Origin of the sequence: Pseudomonas sp. SR18 (assembly GCF_023701505.1) — a bacterium.
Lineage (GTDB): Bacteria > Pseudomonadota > Gammaproteobacteria > Pseudomonadales > Pseudomonadaceae > Aquipseudomonas > Aquipseudomonas cyclaminis.
Window position 1 is genome coordinate 136,346 of sequence record NZ_JAMQAU010000016.1, and the last position, 22,593, is coordinate 158,938.

The 22,593-nt window shown below is 61.6% G+C and carries 16 protein-coding genes and 1 other RNA gene; 13 read left to right on the forward strand and 4 right to left on the reverse strand.

Translation table 11 applies throughout. The features are described 5' to 3' along the window. Positions 1-82: 82 nt before the first annotated feature. Positions 83-2,482, reverse strand: a complete 2,400-nt coding sequence (gene xdhB / locus NDJ82_RS21875; protein WP_250926271.1) for a xanthine dehydrogenase molybdopterin binding subunit — start codon at positions 2,480-2,482, stop codon at positions 83-85. Continuing rightward, positions 2,475-3,923, reverse strand: a complete 1,449-nt coding sequence (xdhA, locus tag NDJ82_RS21880) for a xanthine dehydrogenase small subunit (RefSeq protein WP_250926272.1) — start codon at positions 3,921-3,923, stop codon at positions 2,475-2,477. Before xdhA ends, xdhB begins: the two co-directional genes overlap by 8 nt. 281 nt (positions 3,924-4,204) lie before the next feature. Between xdhA and NDJ82_RS21885 the strand changes: the two genes are divergently transcribed. The 8 genes from NDJ82_RS21885 (at position 4,205) to NDJ82_RS21920 (ending at position 15,344) form a co-directional block, all read left to right on the forward strand. Then, positions 4,205-4,864 carry a GntR family transcriptional regulator gene (locus tag NDJ82_RS21885; protein WP_099582685.1) on the forward strand — a complete coding sequence of 220 codons (660 nt, stop codon included), beginning with the start codon at positions 4,205-4,207 and terminating at the stop codon, positions 4,862-4,864. 2 nt (positions 4,865-4,866) lie between these two features. Continuing rightward, positions 4,867-8,355: a chromosome segregation protein SMC gene (smc, locus tag NDJ82_RS21890; RefSeq protein ID WP_250926273.1), complete on the forward strand. Its 3,489-nt coding sequence runs from the start codon at positions 4,867-4,869 to the stop codon at positions 8,353-8,355. Positions 8,356-8,614: 259 nt separating this feature from the next. After that, positions 8,615-9,484 carry a cell division protein ZipA gene (gene zipA, locus NDJ82_RS21895; RefSeq protein WP_099582683.1) on the forward strand — a complete coding sequence of 290 codons (870 nt, stop codon included), beginning with the start codon at positions 8,615-8,617 and terminating at the stop codon, positions 9,482-9,484. An 87-nt stretch (positions 9,485-9,571) separates the two neighbouring features. After that, positions 9,572-11,929 (forward strand): NAD-dependent DNA ligase LigA, encoded by a 2,358-nt coding sequence (gene ligA / locus NDJ82_RS21900; protein ID WP_250926274.1) that lies wholly within the window; start codon positions 9,572-9,574, stop codon positions 11,927-11,929. Between the two features lie 124 nt (positions 11,930-12,053). Further along, positions 12,054-13,220, forward strand: coding sequence for a zinc-binding metallopeptidase family protein (locus NDJ82_RS21905; protein ID WP_158876973.1), 1,167 nt, complete (start codon positions 12,054-12,056; stop codon positions 13,218-13,220). A 143-nt stretch (positions 13,221-13,363) separates the two neighbouring features. Further along, positions 13,364-13,460, forward strand: an RNA gene (gene ffs, locus NDJ82_RS21910) — signal recognition particle sRNA small type. Positions 13,461-13,705: 245 nt separating this feature from the next. After that, positions 13,706-14,752: an N-acetylmuramidase family protein gene (locus tag NDJ82_RS21915; RefSeq protein ID WP_099582680.1), complete on the forward strand. Its 1,047-nt coding sequence runs from the start codon at positions 13,706-13,708 to the stop codon at positions 14,750-14,752. A gap of 1 nt (position 14,753) precedes the next feature. Next, the gene (locus NDJ82_RS21920; protein ID WP_158876971.1) at positions 14,754-15,344 is read left to right on the forward strand and encodes a hypothetical protein; all 591 of its coding nucleotides are present in this window, start codon (positions 14,754-14,756) and stop codon (positions 15,342-15,344) included. Positions 15,345-15,350: 6 nt separating this feature from the next. On the opposite strand, the gene NDJ82_RS21925 is transcribed toward NDJ82_RS21920, so the two are convergent. After that, positions 15,351-16,214 carry a LysR family transcriptional regulator gene (locus NDJ82_RS21925; protein WP_250926275.1) on the reverse strand — a complete coding sequence of 288 codons (864 nt, stop codon included), beginning with the start codon at positions 16,212-16,214 and terminating at the stop codon, positions 15,351-15,353. Between the two features lie 102 nt (positions 16,215-16,316). On the opposite strand from NDJ82_RS21925, the gene NDJ82_RS21930 reads away from it, so the two are divergent. Next, positions 16,317-17,216: a DMT family transporter gene (locus NDJ82_RS21930; RefSeq protein ID WP_158876969.1), complete on the forward strand. Its 900-nt coding sequence runs from the start codon at positions 16,317-16,319 to the stop codon at positions 17,214-17,216. On the opposite strand, the gene NDJ82_RS21935 is transcribed toward NDJ82_RS21930, so the two are convergent. Beyond that, the gene (locus tag NDJ82_RS21935; protein ID WP_250926276.1) at positions 17,167-17,925 is read right to left on the reverse strand and encodes a substrate-binding periplasmic protein; all 759 of its coding nucleotides are present in this window, start codon (positions 17,923-17,925) and stop codon (positions 17,167-17,169) included. The two genes, NDJ82_RS21930 and NDJ82_RS21935, sit on opposite strands and share 50 nt — an antisense overlap. A 133-nt stretch (positions 17,926-18,058) precedes the next feature. Here NDJ82_RS21935 and dnaX point away from each other — a divergent pair, with 133 nt between their 5' ends. The 4 genes from dnaX to recR all read left to right on the forward strand — a co-directional run bounded on the left by dnaX (position 18,059) and on the right by recR (position 22,331). After that, the gene (gene dnaX / locus NDJ82_RS21940) at positions 18,059-20,101 is read left to right on the forward strand and encodes a DNA polymerase III subunit gamma/tau (protein ID WP_250926277.1); all 2,043 of its coding nucleotides are present in this window, start codon (positions 18,059-18,061) and stop codon (positions 20,099-20,101) included. Positions 20,102-20,145: 44 nt separating this feature from the next. Further along, positions 20,146-20,484: a YbaB/EbfC family nucleoid-associated protein gene (locus tag NDJ82_RS21945; protein WP_099582674.1), complete on the forward strand. Its 339-nt coding sequence runs from the start codon at positions 20,146-20,148 to the stop codon at positions 20,482-20,484. 144 nt (positions 20,485-20,628) lie between these two features. Continuing rightward, positions 20,629-21,663, forward strand: a complete 1,035-nt coding sequence (gene curA, locus NDJ82_RS21950) for an NADPH-dependent curcumin/dihydrocurcumin reductase (RefSeq protein WP_099582673.1) — start codon at positions 20,629-20,631, stop codon at positions 21,661-21,663. A 65-nt stretch (positions 21,664-21,728) separates the two neighbouring features. After that, a complete protein-coding gene (recR, locus tag NDJ82_RS21955; protein WP_032887656.1) occupies positions 21,729-22,331 on the forward strand; it encodes a recombination mediator RecR in 603 nt (200 codons plus the stop codon). The last annotated feature ends 262 nt before the right edge of the window (positions 22,332-22,593 follow it).

Consider the following 22,593-nt stretch of genomic DNA (forward strand, 5'->3'; position numbering starts at 1 on the left):
GAGCAAGCCCCCTCCCACATTTGATGGCATTCACAGATCAAAATGTGGGAGGAGGCTTGCCTCCGATGGCAGCGCCTCGGTCCTAAAGCGGAGCCATCTCGGTTTCGGTTTCAACCGGCACAACCGCCTGCAACTTGCGCATCTGCTCACACCCCCATAGCACCCGCTCCGGCGTTGCCGGCGCATCAATCTTCGGCTGATGGCGATAGTCACCCAGGCTCGCCACCGCATCCTTGATTGCACACCAAGACGCGATCCCGAGCATGAACGGCGGCTCACCCACGGCCTTGGAATGGAACACCGTGTCTTCCGGGTTTTTGCGGTTTTCCACCAGCTTCACCCGCAGGTCCAACGGCATGTCCGCCACCGCCGGGATCTTGTAACTGGCCGGGCCGTTGGTCATCAGCTTGCCCTTGTTGTTCCACACCAACTCTTCCATGGTCAGCCAGCCCATGCCCTGGATAAAGCCGCCTTCCACCTGGCCGATGTCGATGGCCGGGTTCAGCGAGGCGCCCACGTCATGCAGGATGTCGGTGCGCAGCATTTTGTATTCGCCGGTGAGGGTGTCGACGATCACTTCGCAGCAGGCCGCGCCGAATGCGAAGTAATAGAACGGCCGCCCGCGTGACTGGCTGCGGTCGTAGAAGATTTTCGGGGTCTTGTAGAAGCCGGTGCTCGACAGCGAGACCTGGGCGAAATACGCCTGTTGAATCAACGCCTCAAAGGTCAGGATCTGGTCGCGCACGCGCACATGGCCGTTGTGGAATTCCACGTCCGCCTCACTCACGTCGTATTTGCGCGCGGCAAACTCCACCAGCCGTTGCTTGATGGTTTCGGCGGCATTCTGTGCGGCCTTGCCGTTCAGGTCCGCACCGCTGGAGGCGGCGGTCGGCGAGGTGTTGGGCACCTTGTCGGTGTTGGTGGCGGTGATCTGTACGCGGTTGATTTCCACCTGGAACACTTCGGCCACCACCTGCGCGACCTTGATGTTCAAGCCCTGGCCCATCTCGGTGCCGCCGTGGTTCAGGTGGATGCTGCCGTCGGTGTAGATGTGGATCAGCGCACCGGCCTGATTGAGAAAACTGGCGGTGAACGAGATGCCGAATTTCACCGGGGTCAGCGCCAGGCCCTTTTTCAGGATCGGGCTGTGGGCGTTGTACAGGCGGATCGCTTCGCGGCGCTCGGCGTATTGGCTGCTGGCTTCCAGTTCGGCGGTCATCTCTTCGAGCATGTTGTGCTCGACGGTCTGGTAGTAGTGGGTGACGTTGCGCTCGGTCTTGCCGTAGTAGTTGGCCTTGCGCACCGCCAGCGGGTCCAGCGCCAGATGGCGGGCGATGGCGTCCATCACTTCTTCGATGGCGACCATGCCTTGGGGGCCGCCGAAACCACGATAGGCGGTGTTGGACGCGGTGTTGGTCTTGCAGCGATGGCCATTGACCGTGGCATCGCCCAGGTAATACGAGTTGTCGGCGTGGAACATGGCGCGGTCGACAATCGAGTTGGACAGGTCCGGCGAGCAGCCGCAGTTACCGGCCAGCTCCAGGTTGATCCCATGCAGGCGGCCGCTGTCGTCGAAGCCCACGTCGTATTCGATATAGAAGGGGTGGCGCTTGCCGGTCATCAGCATGTCTTCCACACGCGGCAGGCGCATCTTGATCGGCTGGCCGGTGAGGCGTGCGACCACCGCACACAGGCACGCCGGGCTCGCGGCCTGGGTTTCCTTGCCGCCGAAACCACCGCCCATGCGGCGCATGTCGACGACGATTTTGTTCATCGACACATCCAGCACTTCGGCCACCAGCTTCTGCACTTCGGTGGGGTTTTGCGTGGAGCAGTAGACGATCATGCCGCCGTCTTCGGTGGGCATCACCGAGGAAATCTGGGTTTCCAGGTAGAAGTGCTCCTGGCCACCGATGTGAAGGGTGCCCTGGATACGGTTTTTCGCCGTGGCGAGTGCGCCGGCCGAATCGCCGCGCTGGTGTGTGTGGCTGTCGAGCACGAAGTGTTTGTTGCGGTACGCCTCGACCACATCCAGCACCGGCTCCAGGTCTTCGTATTCGATCACGGCGGCCATGGCGGCCTTGCGTGCGGTGTCCAAATCCCGGGCGGCTACGGCGAGCACCACTTGGCCGACAAACTGCACCGTGTCGATGGCCAGCAGCGGGTCGCCGGGCATCAGCGGGCCGATGTCTTTCAGGCCCGGCACGTCTTCGTGAGTGATGGCGATGCGCACGCCTTCGAAGGCGTAGCAAGGCGCGGTGTCGATGCTGATGATCCGGGCGTGGGCGCGGTCGGACATGCGCGCATACAGGTGCAATTGGTTGGGGAATTCCAGGCGGTCATCGATGTACTGCGCCTCACCGCTGACGTGCTTGGCGGCGCTGTCATGCTTGACGCTGCGACCGACCCCGGACGTCAGGTCCTGGGCGAACAGTTCGGCGAGTTCGGCCTGGGTTTTTTCCACGGCGTGATGGTTAGACATAAGCGGTCACCCGAGTCTCGATGTGCGGCGTTTGCAGCTCGATGAAGTATTTGCGCAGCAGGTTCTGTGCGCTGAGCAGGCGGTATTCCTTACTGGCGCGGAAGTCCGACAGCGGGGTGAAATCCTCGGCCAGGGCGGCGCAGGCTTTCTCCACAGTGGCAGCGTTCCAGGTGGCGCCGACCAATGCGGCTTCGCAGCGCTTGGCGCGTTTAGGCGTGGCGGCCATACCGCCGAAGGCCACGCGAGCTTCGCCGATCACGCCGTTATCGAGCTTCAGGTTGAAGGCTGCGCACACGGCGGAAATATCATCGTCCAGGCGCTTGGAAACCTTGTACGCCCGGAACAGTGTGTGGCCCTTCGGCACGATGATTTTCTCGATGAATTCGCTGTCCTGGCGTGCGGTCACACGGTAATCGATGAAGTAGTCTTCCAGGGCCAGGGTACGGCGCACATCGCCTTTGCACAGCACGATCTGCGCGCCGAGGGCGATCAGCAGCGGCGGCGAATCGCCAATCGGCGAGGCGTTGCCGATATTGCCGCCCAAAGTGCCCTGGTTGCGGATTTGCAGGGACGCGAAGCGGTGCAGCAACTCGCCGAAGTCCGGGTATTCGTGGTGCAGCGCGGTGTAGCAGTCGGACAAAGCGGTGGCGGCGCCGATTTCCAGGCGGTCGTCGAAGGCTTCGATGCGCTTCATTTCTTTGATGTTGCCGACATAGATCATCACCGGCAGCGTGCGATGGAACTGGGTGACTTCCAGCGCCAGATCGGTGCCGCCGGCCAGCAGGCGGGCTTGCGGGTAGGCGTCATAGAGGTCGGCCAGGTCGGCCACGGTCAGCGGCACCAGGCAGCGTTTGTCGCCGCTGTTGAGTTCGCCGGTCTGGGTCGGCGCAATGGCTTTGAGGCGCGCGATGGTCTCGGCCTGGCGGCTGTCGAACTGATCCACGGGTTTGTTGCAGCAGGCCTGCTCGGCGGCGGCCAGAATCGGGCGGTAGCCGGTGCAGCGGCACAGGTTGCCGGCCAGGGCTTCGTGGGCCTTTTGGCTGTCGGGGGCGTCGCTGTTCTTTTGCAGGGCGAACAGCGACATCACAAACCCAGGGGTGCAAAAGCCGCACTGCGAACCGTGGCACTCGACCATGGCCTGCTGCACGCTGTGCAGTTGGCCCTGGTGCTTGAGGTCTTCGACGCTGATCAGTTGCTTGCCGTGCAGCGACGACACAAAGGTCAGGCACGAGTTAAGGCTGCGATAACGAATCTGCTCGACGCCTTGATCGTCGCGATGCAACTCGCCGACCACCACGGTGCACGCACCACAGTCGCCGCTGGCGCAGCCTTCCTTGGTACCGGATTTGCCCACGTGCTCGCGCAGATAGTTGAGCACGGTCAGGTTGGGGTCCAGGGCGTGCTCGCTACGGAGTTCCTGGTTGAGTAAAAACTGGATCACGGAAGGCCTCGCAGACTCATTATTGTTGTTAACCGCTTTGCGCCGAATCTAGTCATGTCTGACTTTTCGGTCAATGGTTTTCTGACCTAAGGGTCAAGAAAGAGCGATCACAACACATTCAATTATGGTCCAGTCTTCTAGAACCGGCGTTTTTTGCGGGCTGGCGCCGCTCAACCGCTGCTTGTTTCATGCCAAATTCGCCACGGTGGGCGTAGCGCCATCAGCCAGCCAATGCGCTACACTGCCGCGCTTGTACCGATAGAAGATTTTGAAGGGAAAACATGACGTTCAAGGCGCCGGACAGTCTCGCCGAGCAAATCGCTCACCACCTCGCCGAACGCATCATTCGCGGCGATCTCAAGCCTGGGGAACGCATCCAGGAACAGAAAGTCACGCTGGCGCTGAATGTCAGCCGTGGTTCCGTGCGCGAAGCCTTGCTGATCCTCGAACGGCGCCACCTCATCGCGATACTGCCACGCCGTGGTGCCCACGTGACCGAGCTCACCGCACACAAGGTCCAGAGCCTGTGCACGCTGATGAGCGAGCTGTACATCTTGCTCGGCAATGCCGTCGCTGAAGGCTGGCAGACCCAGGCCGACATGGCGCCGTTCGTGCAGATCCAACAGCGCCTGGTGACCAATTTCGAGCGTGAGGACATCCGCGCCTTCGTCGAAGAATGCTTCAACGTGATGCGCGCCGCGTACCCCTTTGCCAATAACCCTTACCTGCAGGAAACCGTCGAGAACCTGCAACCGGCGATGAACCGTGCCTATTACCTGGCCCTGGATCAGCGCAAGGCGTCCATGAGCGAGTACCTGGCGCTGTTCGAGCAACTGCTCGCCGCCGTGCTGGCCCGTGACGTGCCGCAGATTCGCCAGGTGCTGTCGGCCTACTGCCAGCGCAGCAGCTCGCTGGTCATCGCAGCGTTGGCGGACGCCTAAGCGTGCGGCTCAAGTGCATCAAGCTGGCGGGGTTCAAATCCTTCGTCGACCCGACCACGGTGAACTTCCCCAGTAACATGGCGGCAGTGGTCGGGCCCAATGGTTGCGGCAAGTCGAACATCATCGACGCCGTACGTTGGGTGATGGGCGAAAGCTCGGCCAAAAACCTGCGCGGCGAGTCGTTGACCGACGTCATCTTCAACGGCTCCACCAGCCGCAAACCGGTGAGCCAGGCCAGTATTGAGCTGGTGTTCGATAACTCCGACGGCACCCTGATCGGCGAATACGCGGCCTACGCGGAAATCTCCATCCGCCGCAAAGTCACGCGCGACAGCCAGAACAGCTACTTCCTCAACGGCACCAAGTGCCGTCGACGCGACATCACCGATATCTTCCTCGGCACCGGCCTGGGCCCGCGCAGCTACTCGATCATCGAGCAGGGCATGATCTCCAAGCTGATCGAAGCCAAGCCCGAAGACCTGCGTAACTTCATCGAAGAAGCGGCCGGCATCTCCAAGTACAAGGAGCGCCGCCGCGAGACTGAAAACCGCATCCGCCGTACCCACGAAAACCTCGCCCGCCTCACCGACCTGCGCGAAGAGCTGGAGCGCCAGTTGGAACGCCTGCACCGCCAGGCCCAGGCAGCCGAGAAGTATCAGGAATACAAGGGCGAAGAACGCCAGCTCAAGGCGCAACTCTCGGCCCTGCGCTGGCAGGCGCTGAATGAGCAGGTGGGGCAGCGTGAAGCGATCATCGGCACCCAGGAAATCAGTTTCGAAGCACTGGTGGCCGAGCAGCGCAACGCCGATGCCAGCATCGAGCGACTGCGCGACGGGCACCATGATCTGTCCGAACGCTTCAATCTGGTGCAAGGCCGCTTCTATTCGGTGGGCGGCGATATCGCCCGCGTCGAGCAAAGCATCCAGCACGGCCAGCAGCGCCTGCGCCAATTGCAGGACGATCTCAAGGAAGCCGAACGCGCGCGGCTGGAGACTGAATCCCACCTGGGCCACGACCGCACCTTGCTGCTGACGCTGGGTGAAGAGCTGGACATGCTCACCCCCGAGCAGGAAATTACCAGCGCCGCTGCCGAAGAAGCCGCAGCGGCGCTTGAAGAATCTGAAACCACCATGCACGGCTGGCAGGAGCAGTGGGACGCTTTCAACCTGCAATCTGCCGAACCGCGTCGCCAGGCCGAGGTGCAGCAGTCGCGCATCCAGCAACTGGAGACCAGCATGGAGCGCCTCGCCGAGCGCCAGCGTCGTCTGCAGGAAGAGCGTGTGCTGCTCGCCGCCGACCCGGAAGACGCGGCGATCATGGACCTCAGCGAGCAGCTCGCCGAAAGCGAGATGACCCTCGAAGAGCTGGAAGCCAGCGAAGAGCAGCAAGTGGAGCGCCTGGAGCAATTGCGTCAGCAACTGCAACAGGCAACCCAGGCCCAGCAACAGGCCCAGGGCGATTTGCAGCGGCTTAACGGGCGGCTGGCGTCCCTTGAAGCCTTGCAGCAAGCCGCGCTGGACCCTGGCACCGGCACCGCTGAATGGTTGCGCGAGCAGCATCTGGCCGAGCGCCCGCGCCTGGCGGAAGGCCTGAAGGTCGAAGCCGGTTGGGAGCTGGCGGTGGAAACCGTGCTCGGCGCCGATCTGCAAGCAGTGCTGGTGGATGATTTCGGCGGCTTTGACCTGGCCGGGTTTGCCCAGGGCGACCTGCGATTGCTCAGCCCCGCCGCCGATGGCACGCGGGTGCCGGGTAGCCTGCTGGACAAGGTCGAGGCCGCGATTGACCTGTCGCCATGGCTGGGCCAGGTCAAACCGGTGGATTCCCTGGAGCAGGCCCTGGCCCAGCGCGGTCAGTTGGCGGCCGGCGAAAGCCTGATCAGCCGCGATGGTTACTGGGTCGGCCGGCATTTTTTGCGGGTGCGCCGCGCCAGTGAAGCCGAGAGCGGCGTGCTGGCCCGTGGCCAGGAAATCGTCAGCCTGATCGCCGAGCGCGAAGAGCGTGAAGCCACCCTCGAAAGCCTGGAAACTGAATTGCAGACCCTGCGCGCCACCCAGCGCCAGCAAGAGACCGGTCGCGAACACCTGCGCCGCCTGTTGCAGGACGAGGCGCGCCAGCAAGGCGAACTCAAGGCGCAACTGTCGGCGAGCAAAGCCAAAGCCGAGCAACTGACCCTGCGCCGCACCCGTCTTGATGAAGAAGTCGCCGAGATGGGCGAGCAACGCGCCCTGGAACACGAACAGATCGGCGAAGCGCGCCTGCACTTGCAGGAAGCCCTCGACAGCATGGCCCTCGACACCGAGCAGCGCGAACTGCTGCTCGCCCAGCGCGACAGCCTGCGCGAACGCCTTGACCGCGTGCGCCAGGAAGCCCGGCAGCACAAGGATCACGCGCACCAACTGGCGGTACGCCTCGGCTCGCTGCGTGCCCAGCATGATTCGACACGCCAGGCCCTGGAGCGCCTGGAGATGCAATCCGAACGCCTCACCGAAAAGCGCGAGCAACTGAGCCTCAACCTGGAGGAGGGCGAAGCGCCGCTGGAAGAGTTGCGCCTCAAGCTCGAAGAGTTGCTCGACAAGCGCATGACCGTCGACGAAGAACTCAAGACCGCACAGATCGCCCTGGAAGATGCCGACCGCGAGTTGCGCGATGCGGAAAAGCGTCGGACTCAAGCCGAGCAGCAATCCCAACTGATCCGCGGCCAGCTCGAACAACAGCGCATGGAATGGCAAGCCCTGACCGTGCGCCGCAAAACCCTGCAAGACCAGTTGCTGGAAGACGGCTACGACCTGCACGGCGTGCTCAACACCCTGACCGCCCAGGCCAATGAAAAAGACGCCGAAGAAGAGCTTGAGCGCATTGCTGCACGGATCCAGCGCCTGGGCGCGATCAACCTCGCGGCCATCGATGAATATCAGCAGCAGTCCGAGCGTAAACGTTATCTGGATGCCCAGGACGCCGATCTGGTCGAAGCCCTGGACACCCTGGAAAACGTGATCCGCAAGATCGACAAGGAAACCCGTAACCGCTTCAAAGATACCTTTGATCAGATTAATAGCGGTTTACAGGCGTTATTCCCAAAAGTTTTCGGCGGTGGCAGCGCTTACTTGGAACTGACGGGCGAAGATCTACTCGATACAGGGGTAACGATCATGGCGCGGCCTCCGGGCAAGAAGAACAGCACCATCCATTTGTTGTCCGGCGGCGAAAAAGCCCTGACCGCACTGGCCCTGGTATTTGCCATCTTCAAGTTGAACCCGGCGCCGTTCTGCATGCTCGACGAAGTTGACGCACCGTTGGATGACGCGAACGTTGGACGCTACGCACGACTGGTCAAAGAGATGTCCCAGACCGTGCAGTTCATCTATATCACCCACAACAAGATCGCCATGGAAATGGCTGATCAGTTGATGGGCGTGACGATGCATGAACCGGGCTGTTCGCGTTTGGTCGCGGTGGATGTCGAAGAAGCGATGGCGATGGTGGAATCTTGAGTTGCGCCATGACAGAAAGTTTTCAGCGCGTTGAAGGGTGATTTACCGGTCTAGGGAAAGTGGCAAATGGACATATTTGTTCAAGGCATTTTGACAGACGGTGTAAAGTTATCTTTGGTCGTGCTAGTTTAATGTCAATTTTTCGTGTGCGTGGGCAAAACGTCAGTCAGAACATAGAGTTGGCGCCACGTTTTAAAGCGGTTTGCACGGTGCTAAACCCCTTATTTTTCAGCATTTTTTATTAGAGGCACGGGATTACATGGAAATCGGTCTGCGCGAGTGGCTGATCGTCATCGGCATTATTGTCATTGCCGGTATTCTTTTTGATGGCTGGCGCCGCATGCGCGGTGGCAAGGGCAAGCTCAAATTCCGTCTGGACCGCAACCTGTCCAACTTGCCTGACGACGACGGCAGCGCCGAGCTGCTGGGGCCGCCCCGTGTGCTGGATACCCATAAAGAGCCGCAGCTGGACGAACACGACTTGCCGTCGATGAGCGCGCCGTTGCGTGAAGCCCGTGAACCGTCTTCCAAGCGTGGCAAGCGCGCCAACGCCGCCGTGGCCGAGCCCCATCAGGGTGACCTGAACCTCGACGTCGACGAAGGCCCGAGCTTCAGCAGCCGCGACGATGATTTCCCGGACGAAAACGTCGGCAAGACCAGCAGCGCCGCGCGCCAGTCGGTCAATGATCAGCCTGCCGCCGAAGAAGTCCTGGTGATCAGCGTGATCTGCCGCGACGCCGCCGGCTTCAAAGGCCCTGCGCTGTTGCAGAACATCCTCGAAAGCGGCCTGCGTTTTGGCGAGATGGATATCTTCCACCGTCACGAAAGCATGGCCGGCAACGGCGAAGTGCTGTTCTCCATGGCCAACGCGGTCAAGCCGGGCACTTTTGATCTGGACGACATCGACCTGTTCAGCACGCCGGCGGTAAGCTTCTTCCTCGGCCTGCCAGGCCCGCGTCACCCGAAACAAGCGTTCGACGTGATGGTGGCCGCAGCCCGCAAGCTGTCCCAGGAACTCAACGGCGAGCTCAAGGACGACCAACGCAGCGTCCTGACTGCCCAGACCATCGAACATTACCGTCAGCGTATCGTCGAGTTCGAGCGTCGCGCCCTGACACAGAAACGCTGAGGTTCGATCTTAAGCGTTGTCTGTAGAATCCGTGCACTAACATATTGAGCAGCTTCGGCTGCTCTTTTGCTTTATGAGAGAACACCCATGACCGCCGCCCATACCCGCATCCTCGAACTGCGCGCTGAACTGGATCAGCACAACTACCGTTACCACGTCCTCGACGAGCCGAGCATTCCGGACGCCGAGTACGACCGGCTGTTCCACGAGCTCAAGGCTCTGGAGGCCGAGCATCCGGACCTGGTCACGCGGGATTCGCCGACGCAGCGGGTCGGCAGTGCGGCGTTGTCGGCGTTTACTCAGGTCAAGCACGAGATTCCGATGCTCAGCCTGGGCAACGCCTTTGATGAAACCACCATGCTGGAGTTTGATCGCCGGGTGACCGAAGGGCTCGACCTGCCGGTGGGTGATCTGTTTGGCAGTGGCGCAGCGGTGGAATACAGCTGCGAACCCAAGCTCGATGGCCTGGCGGTCAGCCTGCTGTATCAGGATGGCGAGCTGGTACGCGGCGCCACCCGTGGCGATGGCACCACGGGTGAGGACATCAGCGTCAACGTGCGCACGGTGCGCAACATCCCGCTGAAGCTGCATGGCACCGGCTGGCCGGCGACCCTGGAAGTGCGCGGTGAAGTGTTCATGTCCAAGGCCGGTTTCGAGCGGCTCAACGCCTCGCAGCTGGAAGTCGGTGGCAAGACCTTCGCCAACCCGCGCAACGCCGCCGCCGGCAGCCTGCGTCAGTTGGATTCGAAGATCACCGCCAGCCGCCCGCTGGAATTTTGCTGCTATGGCGTGACCACGGACATCAGCGACACCCATATCGGCAACCTGCAACAGTTGCAGAAATGGGGCATGCCGATCAGCCATGAGCTGAAGCTGGCCAAGGGTATCCAGGATTGCCTCGACTACTACCGGGATATCGGCGAGCGGCGTAACAGCCTGCCCTATGAAATCGACGGCGTTGTCTTCAAGGTCAACAGCATTGCCGCCCAGCGTGAACTGGGCTTCCGCGCCCGTGAACCGCGCTGGGCCATCGCCCATAAATTCCCGGCCCTGGAAGAGCTCACCGAACTGCTCGACGTGGAATTCCAAGTCGGCCGCACCGGCGCCGTCACCCCGGTGGCGCGCCTGAAGCCGGTCAAGGTTGCGGGTGTGACCGTGTCCAACGCCACCTTGCACAACATGGACGAAGTGGCGCGCCTGGGCGTGATGATCGGCGATACAGTGATCATCCGCCGCGCCGGTGATGTGATCCCGCAAGTGGTGTCCGTGGTGCTTGAGCGCCGTCCGGCCGATGCCCGCGCAGTGCCGATCCCCGAGCGTTGCCCGGTGTGCGGCTCCCACGTGGAGCGCACGCAACTGGTCAAGCGCAGCAAGGGCAAGGAAACCATCAGTGAGGGCGCGGTGTACCGCTGCGTTGGGCGGCTGGCCTGTGGGGCGCAGCTCAAGCAGGCGATCATTCATTTCGTCTCGCGCCGGGCCATGGACATTGATGGCCTCGGCGACAAGACCATCGAGCAACTGGTGGATGAAAAACTCATCGGTTCGCCAGCCGACCTCTACAAACTAAAGTACGAGCAGATCATCGACCTGGAAGGCTTCGCCGATGTTTCCAGCAAGAAGCTGATCGCCGCCATCGAAAACAGCAAGACGCCGACCCTGGCGCGCTTTATCTACGCCCTGGGCATTCCGGATGTGGGCGAGGAGACCGCCAAGGTGCTGGCGCGCTCCTTGGCTTCTCTGGAGCGCGTGCAGCAGGCCTTGCCGCAAGTGCTCACGTACTTGCCCGACGTGGGCCTGGAAGTGGCGCACGAGATCCACAGCTTCTTTGAAGACACTCATAACCAGCAGGTAATCGGCGCACTCCTGTCGCCAAACGAGTGTGGGCTGCAATTGCAGGATCAGGGCGACCTCAGTGCCGAGTTCGCCGCCAGCACCACACTGGGCGGTTTGCTCGACAAACTGCACGTACCGTCCGTGGGCCCTGGCGCCGCGCAGAAACTGGCGGACAAGTTCGGCACCCTGGAAGGTGTGATCAAGGCCGACTGGCTGGACATGCGCCAGGCGTTGCCCGAGAAGCAGGCCAAGGCTGTGCGCGACTTCTTCGACAACCCGGACAACGCTAACCTTGCCCTGGCCATCGAGCAGCAGCTCAAGGACTTCGGCATGCACTGGCAAAGCGAGAAAAAGGTCGTCGAAGGTTTGCCGGAGGCCGGACACACCTGGGTCCTCACCGGCTCCCTGGAACTGATGAGCCGCGACGTGGCCAAGGAGAAACTCGAAAGCCTCGGCGCCAAGGTGGCCGGTTCTGTCTCGGCGAAAACCCACTGCGTGGTGGCGGGGCCGGGCGCGGGTTCGAAGTTGGCCAAGGCCAGCGAGCTGGGCCTCAAGGTGCTGGATGAAGAAGCCTTCGTAGCCTTCCTGGCCAAGCACAACATCACCGTCTGACGCGGCATAGTTTTCTGTAATGAGCGGGCTTGCCCCGCGCCGGGCGGCGCAGCAGCCCTGTAGGAAAGTGGAACGATCCCAAGCGCTAAATGATCTAGTCTCAGTCACCTAGGGAGAGATCGCCATGTTCCGCTACTTCGAGCAACTCAGTTCGCGCATCGCCGCACCGTTCATGGCCGAATCCTCGCGTAACAGCAAGGTCTGGCAGTGCCGTTGCGGCCAGTCCTTGTTCTTTCGCAACAGCCAATGCCTGGCCTGCGCGGCGCTGCTGGGCTACCAACCCCAGCAAAGCCGCCTGTCCTCATTGCAGCCCGGCCCCGTCGATGGCACCTGGTTGCAGGACGACAACCTGGACGCCGGCGCCTTTCGCCGTTGTGCCAACCTCGACACCCCGGCCGCCTGCAACTGGCTGATCCCGGCCCACAGCACCGCACCGCTGTGCGTGGCCTGTAGCCTCAATCGCACCATTCCCGACCTGTCGATCCCGGAAAACCCCGAACGCTGGCGCAAGGTGGAAACCGCCAAGCGCCGGTTGGTGGCGCAACTGATCAGCCTGGGCCTGCGCGTCGTGCCCAAGAGCGTTGACGAAGACACCGGCCTGGCCTTCGACTTCGTCGGTATCGACCTGGAAGGCAACGCGCCCATGACCGGCCACGCCAACGGCCTGATCACCCTCGACATCAAGGAAGCCGACGACGCCCACCGCGAGAAAATCCGTGTACAGATGCGCGAGCCGTACCGCACCTTGCTCGGTCACTTTCGCCATGAAGTCGGCCATTATTACTGGGATCGCCTGATTGCCAATACCCACTGGCAGCAACCTTTTCGCACCCTGTTCGGCGACGAACGCGCCAGTTACGCCGACGCCCTCGACCAGCATTACCAGAATGGCCCGAGTCCGGACTGGCAGCAAACCTGCGTCAGCGCCTACGCCACCATGCACCCGTGGGAAGACTGGGCCGAAACCTGGGCCCACTACCTGCACATGATGGATGCCGTCGACACCGCCCTGGGCTTTGGCATGAGCGCCCGTGAGATGGACCTGGATTATCAACCGTTCCCTCTCACCACGCTGTATGACCCCGAACACCCCAGCGGCCCGGCATTCCTGTCGTTCGTCAACGCCTGGATCGAACTGGCCGGCATGCTCAATGAACTGTCACGCGCCATGGGCCAGCCGGATTTCTACCCGTTCGTGCTGCCACCGGCGGTGATCGCCAAGCTGCACTTCATCCACCTGGTGATCCAGGAAGAGGGCGGCCGGGCGGATGAGGTACTGCAGGCACAATGATCAGCCAATGAGGGAGAAGCTGGTGACCATGGCAAGTGCTTGAACCCCTTCATATTTTTAATCCGTCACCAACGGTTGTAACTTCCGATGAGATCGGTACAATGGCCCCGCTTGCCGAGAGGCAGGCGTCGTTATGGTGACCCCATCGGTCCCCCCGCAACGATTACCCGTGAACCTGGTCAGAGCCGGAAGGCAGCAGCCACAGCGGGAACATTGTGTGCCGGGGTGTGGCTGGTGGGGTTGCCTCCATAACGCTCTTCCTTGCAATACCCCCCTTCGATTCAAATCCAAATTATTTATTTTCAGTCAGCTGCCATTGTTTTATTGCGCGGTCGATGACGGCTGTTTCACAACTTTCCAAACCCTCTCTGGACAACCCCAGACCGCCTTGTTAGTTTGCGCCGGCCACTTGTTTCAGAGTGTGACAAGGGTGCTGATTTGATATTGAAGTGCTATCACTTCTTTAACTAACAAGGATGTCTGTGATGAAAAGCCTGCAAGGGTTACCCCGTCTTATCACTGCGTCGGTAGGTGCGGCCGGTAAAGCCCGAAACTTGCCTGCCGATGTTCAGTGCATCCAGTATTTATTCAATTTGATCATTCCCAAGATGGGGTTCCCGCTGGCCGAAAACGGCAAGTGCGACGGCCAGTTGGTGCAGTGCATCAGCCAGTACCAATTCCGTCATCTCAAGTACGCCCACCCTGATGGCGTGATCGACCCCACCGGCCGCACCTTCAACAGCCTGATCGAAGAAGCGGTGAAAGTGCCGGTGAAGGCCTTTCCGAGCATGCGCATCCCGACTTTTCTCAACGTGTTCGGCAACAATCAGGGCGATGCGGTGCAGGCCACGGTCAACGTGTACCTGGACCGCATGCGCGCGATGATCGAGGCCGAGCGGCGTAACCGGCAATTGATGCTCCAGGCCACGTGCGACGGGGGCATGACCCTCAGCGAAACGGACTTCCAGAACGCCGCCACGCAACTGGGCAGCGGTATTTCGGTGAATATCATCAAGGCGTTCGCAACCGTGGAGTCGGGCGGGCGCTCCGGCTTCGGGCCGGCCAAGTTGCCGGTGATCGCCTTTGAAGGGCACCTGTTTCGCAAATACACCAAGCACATCTACGACCAGGCGCACCCGCTGCTGTCCTACCCCTACAAGAAAAAGGCCGGGCCGCAGTGGCAGGCGAACAACAAGGACCAGGCCAAGGCCTGGGAAACCATGGCCACCGCATTTGCCCTGGACCAGGAAGCCGCCTTGATGTCGGCTTCGTGGGGCATGTTCCAGATCATGGGCTTCAACTTTGCGTCGTGCGGTTACAAGACGGTGTTTGAGTTTTCGGCGGCATTAAAGGTCAATGCCGGCAATCAACTAAAGGCATTCCTCGGCTTTTGCAGCAAAAGCCCGGCGTTGATGAAAGCCATGAAGGCCAAAGACTTTACCGGCATGGCGCGTAACTATAACGGTGAGGACTACGGCAACTACGACGTCCTTATGCAAAAAGCCTACGAAAAACTTGAAGGGAAAAAATAGGATGATCCGTTTACTCGCGATAGGTGTGTTGTCGTTGTGCGCTGTGGCGCCAGCCATGGCCGGTTCGGCCGCGCTGCATTCGGGCAAGTACGAAGGGCTGATGCTGGCGGTGACGCCGGAGCATCAGGTCGAAGGTTTCTACGCAGAATCAATGGGTGAGGGCGTAACACGCAGTTGTGCGTTCTACCTGCAAGGCAAGCCCGGCGCGCTCACCACCTGGCTCGACGACGCCTACCCTGGCAGCGTGGCGCCTTCGTCCGACGGCGTGACCCTGACCGTGGAGGAAGGCCGTCAGCATCCCGGCTGCATCAACGTCCTGATGCCGGAGATCGCCACGGGCCTGGACCTGACCCAGACCGCCAGCAAGCAGTGGATCGGTCTGGTCACTGTATCTGCCGACAAGGCTTACCTGCAGAAAACACCGGGCGCCAAGGCGGCCAAGCGTCCTTATATCGTCAAGAACGATGTGGTCGGTGTGCTGGCGTTCAAGGATGGCTGGGCCCAGGTTGAGTTCATCAATGCTGACGACCGCTCGTTCAAGGGCTGGATCAGTCAGGATCAGTACGCGCGGTTGGCTGCACCCAAAAGCTGATCTCCATCAGCCGAACGTTTCGCGCAACAGCCCCGCAAACGCATCCCGCGCCAAGTGGCGCTGGGTGTCCTTGTGCCAGAACAGCAGGTTGTCCACGGCCTGCAATTCGTCAAACCGATAGGACGCCAATTGATTGGCCTGCTCATAGCGGGCCAGGATGCCTTCCGGTGCCAGCGCCACGCCAATTCCCGCACTCACGCAGCCGATAATCGTGCCCCAGCTGGCATAACTGGCGATGGCCGGCTTGACGTCGTGGGGCTTGAGCCAGTTTTCCAGCGCCGCCCGGTAAGGGCAGCCCGATGGCCACACCAGCAGGGTACGGCCCGCCAGGTCTTCGGCACTGTGGATCGGCGCGCTGGACGCGCTGGCGATCAGCACCAGGCGTTCGCTGTAGACCACGCTGTGTTCAAGTTTGAAGCGCTTGTTGCTGGCGGCCACCAGTGCCACATCCAGGCGATGGTGTTGCAGATCGTCGAGTAACTGAGCCCAGGCGCCGGTCACCAGTTCCAGGCTGACATCCGGGTAGCGTCGATGGTATTCCGCCAGCAGCGGTGGCAGGCGGCCGCTCGCGCTGGACTCCACGGCGCCGATGCGCAAGGTGCCACGGGGGATGGCATTGGCGTCCACCGCGCGCTTGGACTCCTCCACCAACGCGAGAATGCGTTCGCAGTAGTCCAGGAAAATTTCGCCGGCCGCGCTGATGGCCAGCCCACGCCCGGCACGGATAAACAGCGGCGTGCCCAACTCGCTTTCCAACTGCTTGATGCGTGTGGTGATGTTGGACGGCACGCAGTGCAGTTGCACGGCCGCCTGGGCCACGCTGCCGGTTTGCGCGACGGCTCGCACCATTTTCAGTTGGGCCAGTTCCATTGCTCAGTTCCGCTGATTTCAGAAGTCAGAAACACTTAATTGTCCTACGGCATGCCGGGGCCAAGACTGATGGCATTCCTTCTTAGTTTCTGGACGCCATCGATGAACACCCCGTCACCCGTGAAGCTTACGCTAGTCATCGCCAGCGTGATCCTCTGTTGGGCCTATTCGCCGATTGGTGTGCACATGGGCTTGCACAGCTACAGCCCCGGTCATCTGGCGTTGCTGCGGTTTCTGATTGCCTCGGTGTTCATGGGCGGTGTGGCGCTGGTGGTCGGGATCGGTCGGCCGCGCCTGCGGGATGTGCCGTGGTTGTTGGTACTGGGTTTTTTCGGCGTTTTCTTGCACCACATGAGCCTCAATGCCGGGCAGCAATGGGTGACGGCGGCGGCGTCCAGTGTATTGGCGCAGTCGGCGCCCTTGTTCAGCGTGCTGATCGCGTTTTTCTGCTTGAAGGAGCGGGTCAGCGCCTGGCGTTGGGGCTGCGTACTCTCGGGGTTGTTCGGTGTGCTGGTGGTGATCTGGGGCGACCAGGGTGTAGGTGATATCGACCCGCGGGGATTGCTGATCCTGCTGGCGGCGTTGTCGTGGAGCGTGTATTTCGCCATTCAGAAGCACTACGCCCTTCGCTACAGCCCGCTGACCCTGGCGTGCTACATGGTGTGGGTGGGCACCCTGATGCTTTGCGTCAATTTGCCTGGCTTGCCGGCGGCCGTTGTGCGGGCGCCGTTGCCGGAGAACCTGGCGGTGCTGGTGCTGGGTATTTTTCCCAGCGCCCTGGCCTACCTGGCCTGGGGCTATGTGCTCAAGTATGTCGAGGTGAGCCGCGCATCGGTGGCGATGTACCTGATTCCGCCGGTGGCGATGGTGATGGCCGCAACGCTGCTGGGTGAACAGATTGCACGGCAGGTGGTGCTCGGTGGGGTGATGGTGCTGGCCAGTGTGGCCGCCATCAGTCTGGAAGGGCGCTGGAGGCGGGCTGTCCGGTATACAACTGGATAATGTCGTCGATCTCCCCCGACATCTTCATCTGCAACAACGTGCGCAAAATCCTCTGCACCGGCACGTCCGGGTCATTGCGCACGATGCAGCCCAGGTTTTGCTCGTCGATCACCGCCACTTTGTGCAGCCGTCGGCCGACGGGCATGTTCTGGTTGAACCGGTCCAGGATCCACTCATTGATAACCGCATATTTGAAGCGCCCGGCCACCAGCTTGTGCAGCACCTGCTCTTCACTGCGGGCATCGTCGCGGGTGAGTTGGCCGCTGGCAAACAGCGGGTCGAGGGTGGCGTAGCGGTAATTGAGCACCGTGCCGATGGCCTGGGGCGCCAACTGGGGGAGGGACACCGCCTGCACTGGGATGTGCGTGCTCACCAGTACGTTGCGCTGCACCATCAGCGGCAGGCTCCAGGTGTAATTGCCGGAAAAATTATCGACCCACGCCTGGGTGACATAACAGCGCACATCAACCTCGCCGTGTTCCATGGCGGCTGCGATGCGTGCCCGGGCCAGCACCTTGAACTGCGCCGGGTGGCCGACCTGAGTGGCCAGGCTCAACATCACGTCATACAAAATACCCTGGGTTGGCCGACCGTTCTCCAACTGCACCATGGGCATCGCCCAGCTGTCGGAAACCGAGAAACGCAACGGTGCAGGCGCCGCCAGGCAGGCCGTGGTCATCATCCATAAAGCGCCCAGGACTACGCGCATACACTCTCCGGGTTCAGGCCTTTGAGGGGCCAGTCAGGACAGCTTAGTCAGATTAGGCGAGCGTGCCGGATGCAATTTCCCCCTTGCTCCGCTAGCATTACCGGCTTCCGCTTCCCAGTTGCGACGGTTTTCGATGAGTTATCAGGTTCTTGCACGTAAATGGCGTCCGCGCTCGTTCCGCGAAATGGTCGGCCAGACCCATGTGCTCAAGGCTCTGATCAATGCCTTGGACAGCCAACGGCTGCACCACGCCTACCTGTTCACCGGTACGCGCGGGGTGGGCAAGACCACTATTGCGCGCATCATCGCCAAATGCCTGAACTGTGAAACCGGTATCACTTCGACGCCCTGCGGGACTTGCTCGGTGTGCCGGGAAATCGACGAAGGGCGTTTTGTCGACCTGATCGAAATCGACGCCGCGAGTCGCACCAAGGTCGAAGACACCCGCGAACTGCTCGACAATGTGCAGTACGCGCCGAGCCGCGGCCGCTTCAAGGTCTACCTGATCGACGAAGTGCACATGCTGTCCAGCCATTCCTTCAACGCGCTGTTGAAAACCCTGGAAGAGCCGCCGCCCTACGTCAAATTCATCCTGGCCACCACCGACCCGCAGAAACTTCCCGCAACGATTCTGTCGCGGTGCCTGCAGTTCTCCCTGAAAAACATGACCCCCGAGCGTGTGGTCGAGCATTTGACCCACGTGCTGGGCGTCGAAAACGTACCGTTCGAAGACGACGCGTTGTGGCTGCTCGGCCGCGCCGCCGATGGCTCGATGCGTGATGCCATGAGCCTCACCGACCAGGCCATCGCCTTTGGTGAAGGCAAGGTCATGGCTGCCGATGTGCGCGCCATGCTCGGCACCCTCGACCATGGCCAGGTGTTCGACGTGCTGCACGCCCTGATCGAAGGTGACGCCAAGGCATTGCTCGAAGCCGTGCGCCACCTCTCCGAGCAAGGCCCGGACTGGAACGGCGTGCTCTCGGAAATCCTCAATGTGCTGCACCGCGTTGCCATCGCCCAGGCCTTGCCTGAAGGTGTCGACAACGGCCATGGCGACCGCGACCGCGTGTTGGGTCTGGCTCAGGCGTTGCCGGCCGAAGATGTGCAGTTCTACTACCAGATGGGACTGATCGGCCGTCGCGACCTGCCCCTGGCGCCGGATCCACGCGGTGGCTTTGAGATGGTCTTGCTGCGGATGCTGGCCTTCCGGCCCGCCGATACGGCCGACGCGCCGAGACAGCCGCTAAAGCCAGTGGGGATCAGCCAGGCCACAGTTGATTCCGCCAAACCAGTGGCTGGCGCGGCGGTGGTTGCGCCAGTGGTTGCGGCCCCTGCGCCTGTTGCGCAGGTTCCTGAGCCTGAGCCCGTTGTGGTCGCGCCAGTGGTTGAGCCGGCACCTGCGCCCGTGGTCGATCTGCCCTGGAACGACCCGGTGGAGGCCGAAGCCGAGCCCGAGCAGCAGCCCGCCGTGGAGCCTGTACTGGAAACCACTGGCGAGCAGCCCGAGTTGACCCCGATGCCCGCGCCAACGCCGGACAGCGTGGTGCCGGATGCCCCGGCGTGGGTGTCCGCACCGGTCCCTGAGCCGACCGTCGCTCAGGTTGAAGCCGCAACTCCAGGCATCGACCTCGACGACGAGCCGCCGCTTGATGAAGACTACATCGAGCCGGACATGGATTCGGCCTACAGCTACCTTGACGACCTTGCCAGCGAACACACTGCCGAGCCGGCCCCCGAGCCCGAAGCAGAGCCTGCCGCAGCCCCGGCCACCGGCCTGGCGTTGCAATGGCTGGAACTGTTCCCGAAACTGCCGATCTCCGGGATGACCGGCAGCATCGCCGCCAACTGCACACTGATTTCCATTGATGGCGACCACTGGCTGTTGCACCTGGACCCTGCCCACAGCGCCCTGTTCAACGCGACCCAGCAGCGTCGCCTCAACGATGCGCTGAACCAGTACCATGGGCGCACGCTGACCATCGCCATCGAGTTGATCAAGCCCGAGCAGGAAACCCCGGCCCAGGCCGCGACCCGCCGGCGTATCAACCGTCAGCGCGAGGCTGAGGATTCGATCCACGCAGACCCGCTCATCCAGCAAATGATGCAACAGTTTGGGGCGGTCGTCCGTCACGATACTATTGAACCTGTCGAAGCCCCGGTGCCCCAAGCGTCATGACACCGGGCTACTAACTTGATCCACGTACTTTTGAGGTGATTCCCATGATGAAAGGTGGCATGGCCGGCCTGATGAAGCAGGCGCAGCAGATGCAGGAAAAGATGGCCAAGATGCAGGAAGAACTGGCCAACGCCGAAGTCACCGGTAAAGCCGGTGGCGATATGGTCAGCGTGGTGATGACCGGTCGTCACGACATCAAGCGCGTGAGCATCGACCCAAGCGTGCTGCCGGGCGTGGGTGAAGATGACCTGGAAATGCTTGAAGCGCTGTTCGCCGCGGCCGTCAACGACGCCGTGCGCAAGATCGAAGCCAACAGCCAGGAAAAAATGGGCGCCGCGACCGCCGGCATGCAACTGCCGCCGGGCATGAAGATGCCGTTCTGATTATCCAGCGTTAGCTAGACTCCAATGCCAGGCCCAGTGCCTGGCATTTTTGTTTGTGCCGCTTTCAATCAAACCCCGATCGAACCCTGGCACGGCACCGATGGTCTGCACCCTATACCGATCAATTCGATAAGGAGCCCCCTGATGCCTCAAGAACTCACCCTGAACCAACGCATCGTGCTGGTCTCGCGGCCCCAAGGCGCGCCCACTCCGGAAAACTTTCGCCTGGAACGCGTGAGCCTGCCGGAGCTGGCGGACGGCCAGGTCCTGCTCAAGACCCTCTACCTGTCCCTCGATCCCTACATGCGCGGGCGCATGAGCGACGCACCTTCCTATGCCGCACCGGTGGAAATCGACGAGGTGATGACCGGTGGTGCTGTCAGCCGTATCGAGCAGTCGCGTAATCCAAAATTCGAAGTGGGTGATCTGGTGGTCGGCGCCACGGGTTGGCAGAGCCACAGCATTTCCGACGGCCGCAACCTCATTCCGGTGCCCAAGGGGCTGGCGAGCCCATCCATGGCACTTGGTGTGCTGGGCATGCCCGGCATGACCGCCTACATGGGCCTGATGGACATCGGCCAGCCCAAGGCCGGCGAAACCTTGGTGGTGGCTGCGGCATCCGGTGCGGTCGGCTCGGTAGTGGGGCAGGTGGCCAAGCTCAAGGGCTTGCGTGTGATCGGTATTGCGGGCGGCGCCGACAAGTGCCGCTATGTGGTGGACGAGCTGGGCTTCGATGCCTGTATCGACCACAAGAGCGCAGACTTCGCCGATCAACTGGCCCAGGCCTGCTTCAAGGGCGTGGACATCTATTTCGAGAACGTCGGCGGCAAGGTATTCGACGCCGTGCTGCCCTTGCTCAACCCCAAGGCGCGCATTCCCCTGTGCGGCCTGATTGCCGGCTACAACGCCCATGAAGCCCCCAGCGGCCCTGATCGCCTGCCGGCGCTGCAACGCACCTTGCTGACCAAGCGGGTACGCATCCAGGGCTTTATCGTGTTCGACGACTACGGTGATCGCCAGCCCGAGTTCCTCAGTGCCATGGCGCCTTGGGTGCGTGATGGCAAGATCAAGTTCCGCGAGGACGTGGTCGATGGCCTGGAGCAGGCGCCCGAAGCCTTTATCGGTCTGCTTGAAGGGCGCAACTTCGGCAAGTTGGTGGTGCGGGTCGCGCAGGATTGAGGATTTGACGCTAATCCGGGGCGCGGGTATAAACCGCGTCTCGTTGTTTTGTCGGACCAATGCCCATGAGCTTCAGCCCCCTGATTCGCCAACTGATCGACGCCCTGCGCACGTTGCCGGGCGTCGGCCAGAAAACCGCCCAGCGCATGGCGCTGCAACTGCTGGAGCGTGATCGCAGCGGCGGCACCCGGTTGGCCCAGGCCCTGAGCCAGGCCATGACGGGCGTCGGCCACTGCCGCCAGTGCCGCACCCTCACCGAAGAAGACCTCTGCCCGCAATGCGCCGACCCGCGCCGCGACGACACGTTGTTGTGCGTGGTGGAAGGCCCGATGGACGTCTACGCGGTGGAGCAGACCGGCTATCGCGGGCGCTACTTTGTACTCAAGGGGCACCTGTCGCCGCTCGACGGCCTGGGCCCGGAAGCCATCGGCATTCCGCAACTGGTAGCGCGGATTGAAGAGCAGGGCACCTTTACCGAGGTGATCCTGGCCACCAACCCGACCGTGGAAGGCGAAGCCACCGCCCATTACATCGCTCAACTGTTGAGCAACAAAGGCCTGATCACTTCGCGTATCGCCCATGGCGTTCCGCTGGGGGGCGAGCTGGAATTGGTGGATGGCGGCACCCTGGCCCACTCCTTTGCCGGTCGCAAGCCCATCGCCCTCTGACGATCAGCGCAGGGCTGAAAATGTGGGTGTCTCAGTCAACACATTCTTTGACTGAGACACTGCATCAGGGGCAAGCCCCCTCCCACATGTTGAATGTATTCACAGATCAAAGGTGGGAGGGGGCTTGCCCCCGATGGGCATAGCTATCTACACAACTCTCAAAGGCTTATACATAACTCTGTGGTGAGCGGGCTTGTCCCGCGCTGGGCTGCGCAGCAGCCCCAAAACCAGGCAACTTGGTTTTTCTGAAAAAACGCGGTGG

Excerpts from the sequence above, each read along its gene's own strand:
- recR (WP_032887656.1), top strand. The coding sequence starts at position 21,729 with ATGAGCTTCAGCCCCCTGATTCGCCAACTGATCGACGCCCTGCGCACG.
- NDJ82_RS21945 (WP_099582674.1), top strand. The coding sequence starts at position 20,146 with ATGATGAAAGGTGGCATGGCCGGCCTGATGAAGCAGGCGCAGCAGATG.
- NDJ82_RS21935 (WP_250926276.1), bottom strand. The coding sequence starts at position 17,925 with ATGCGCGTAGTCCTGGGCGCTTTATGGATGATGACCACGGCCTGCCTG.
- dnaX (WP_250926277.1), top strand. The coding sequence starts at position 18,059 with ATGAGTTATCAGGTTCTTGCACGTAAATGGCGTCCGCGCTCGTTCCGC.
- NDJ82_RS21920 (WP_158876971.1), top strand. The coding sequence starts at position 14,754 with ATGATCCGTTTACTCGCGATAGGTGTGTTGTCGTTGTGCGCTGTGGCG.
- curA (WP_099582673.1), top strand. The coding sequence starts at position 20,629 with ATGCCTCAAGAACTCACCCTGAACCAACGCATCGTGCTGGTCTCGCGG.
- NDJ82_RS21915 (WP_099582680.1), top strand. The coding sequence starts at position 13,706 with ATGAAAAGCCTGCAAGGGTTACCCCGTCTTATCACTGCGTCGGTAGGT.
- xdhB (WP_250926271.1), bottom strand. The coding sequence starts at position 2,482 with ATGTCTAACCATCACGCCGTGGAAAAAACCCAGGCCGAACTCGCCGAA.
- NDJ82_RS21930 (WP_158876969.1), top strand. The coding sequence starts at position 16,317 with ATGAACACCCCGTCACCCGTGAAGCTTACGCTAGTCATCGCCAGCGTG.
- NDJ82_RS21905 (WP_158876973.1), top strand. The coding sequence starts at position 12,054 with ATGTTCCGCTACTTCGAGCAACTCAGTTCGCGCATCGCCGCACCGTTC.
- ligA (WP_250926274.1), top strand. The coding sequence starts at position 9,572 with ATGACCGCCGCCCATACCCGCATCCTCGAACTGCGCGCTGAACTGGAT.
- zipA (WP_099582683.1), top strand. The coding sequence starts at position 8,615 with ATGGAAATCGGTCTGCGCGAGTGGCTGATCGTCATCGGCATTATTGTC.
- NDJ82_RS21925 (WP_250926275.1), bottom strand. The coding sequence starts at position 16,214 with ATGGAACTGGCCCAACTGAAAATGGTGCGAGCCGTCGCGCAAACCGGC.
- NDJ82_RS21885 (WP_099582685.1), top strand. The coding sequence starts at position 4,205 with ATGACGTTCAAGGCGCCGGACAGTCTCGCCGAGCAAATCGCTCACCAC.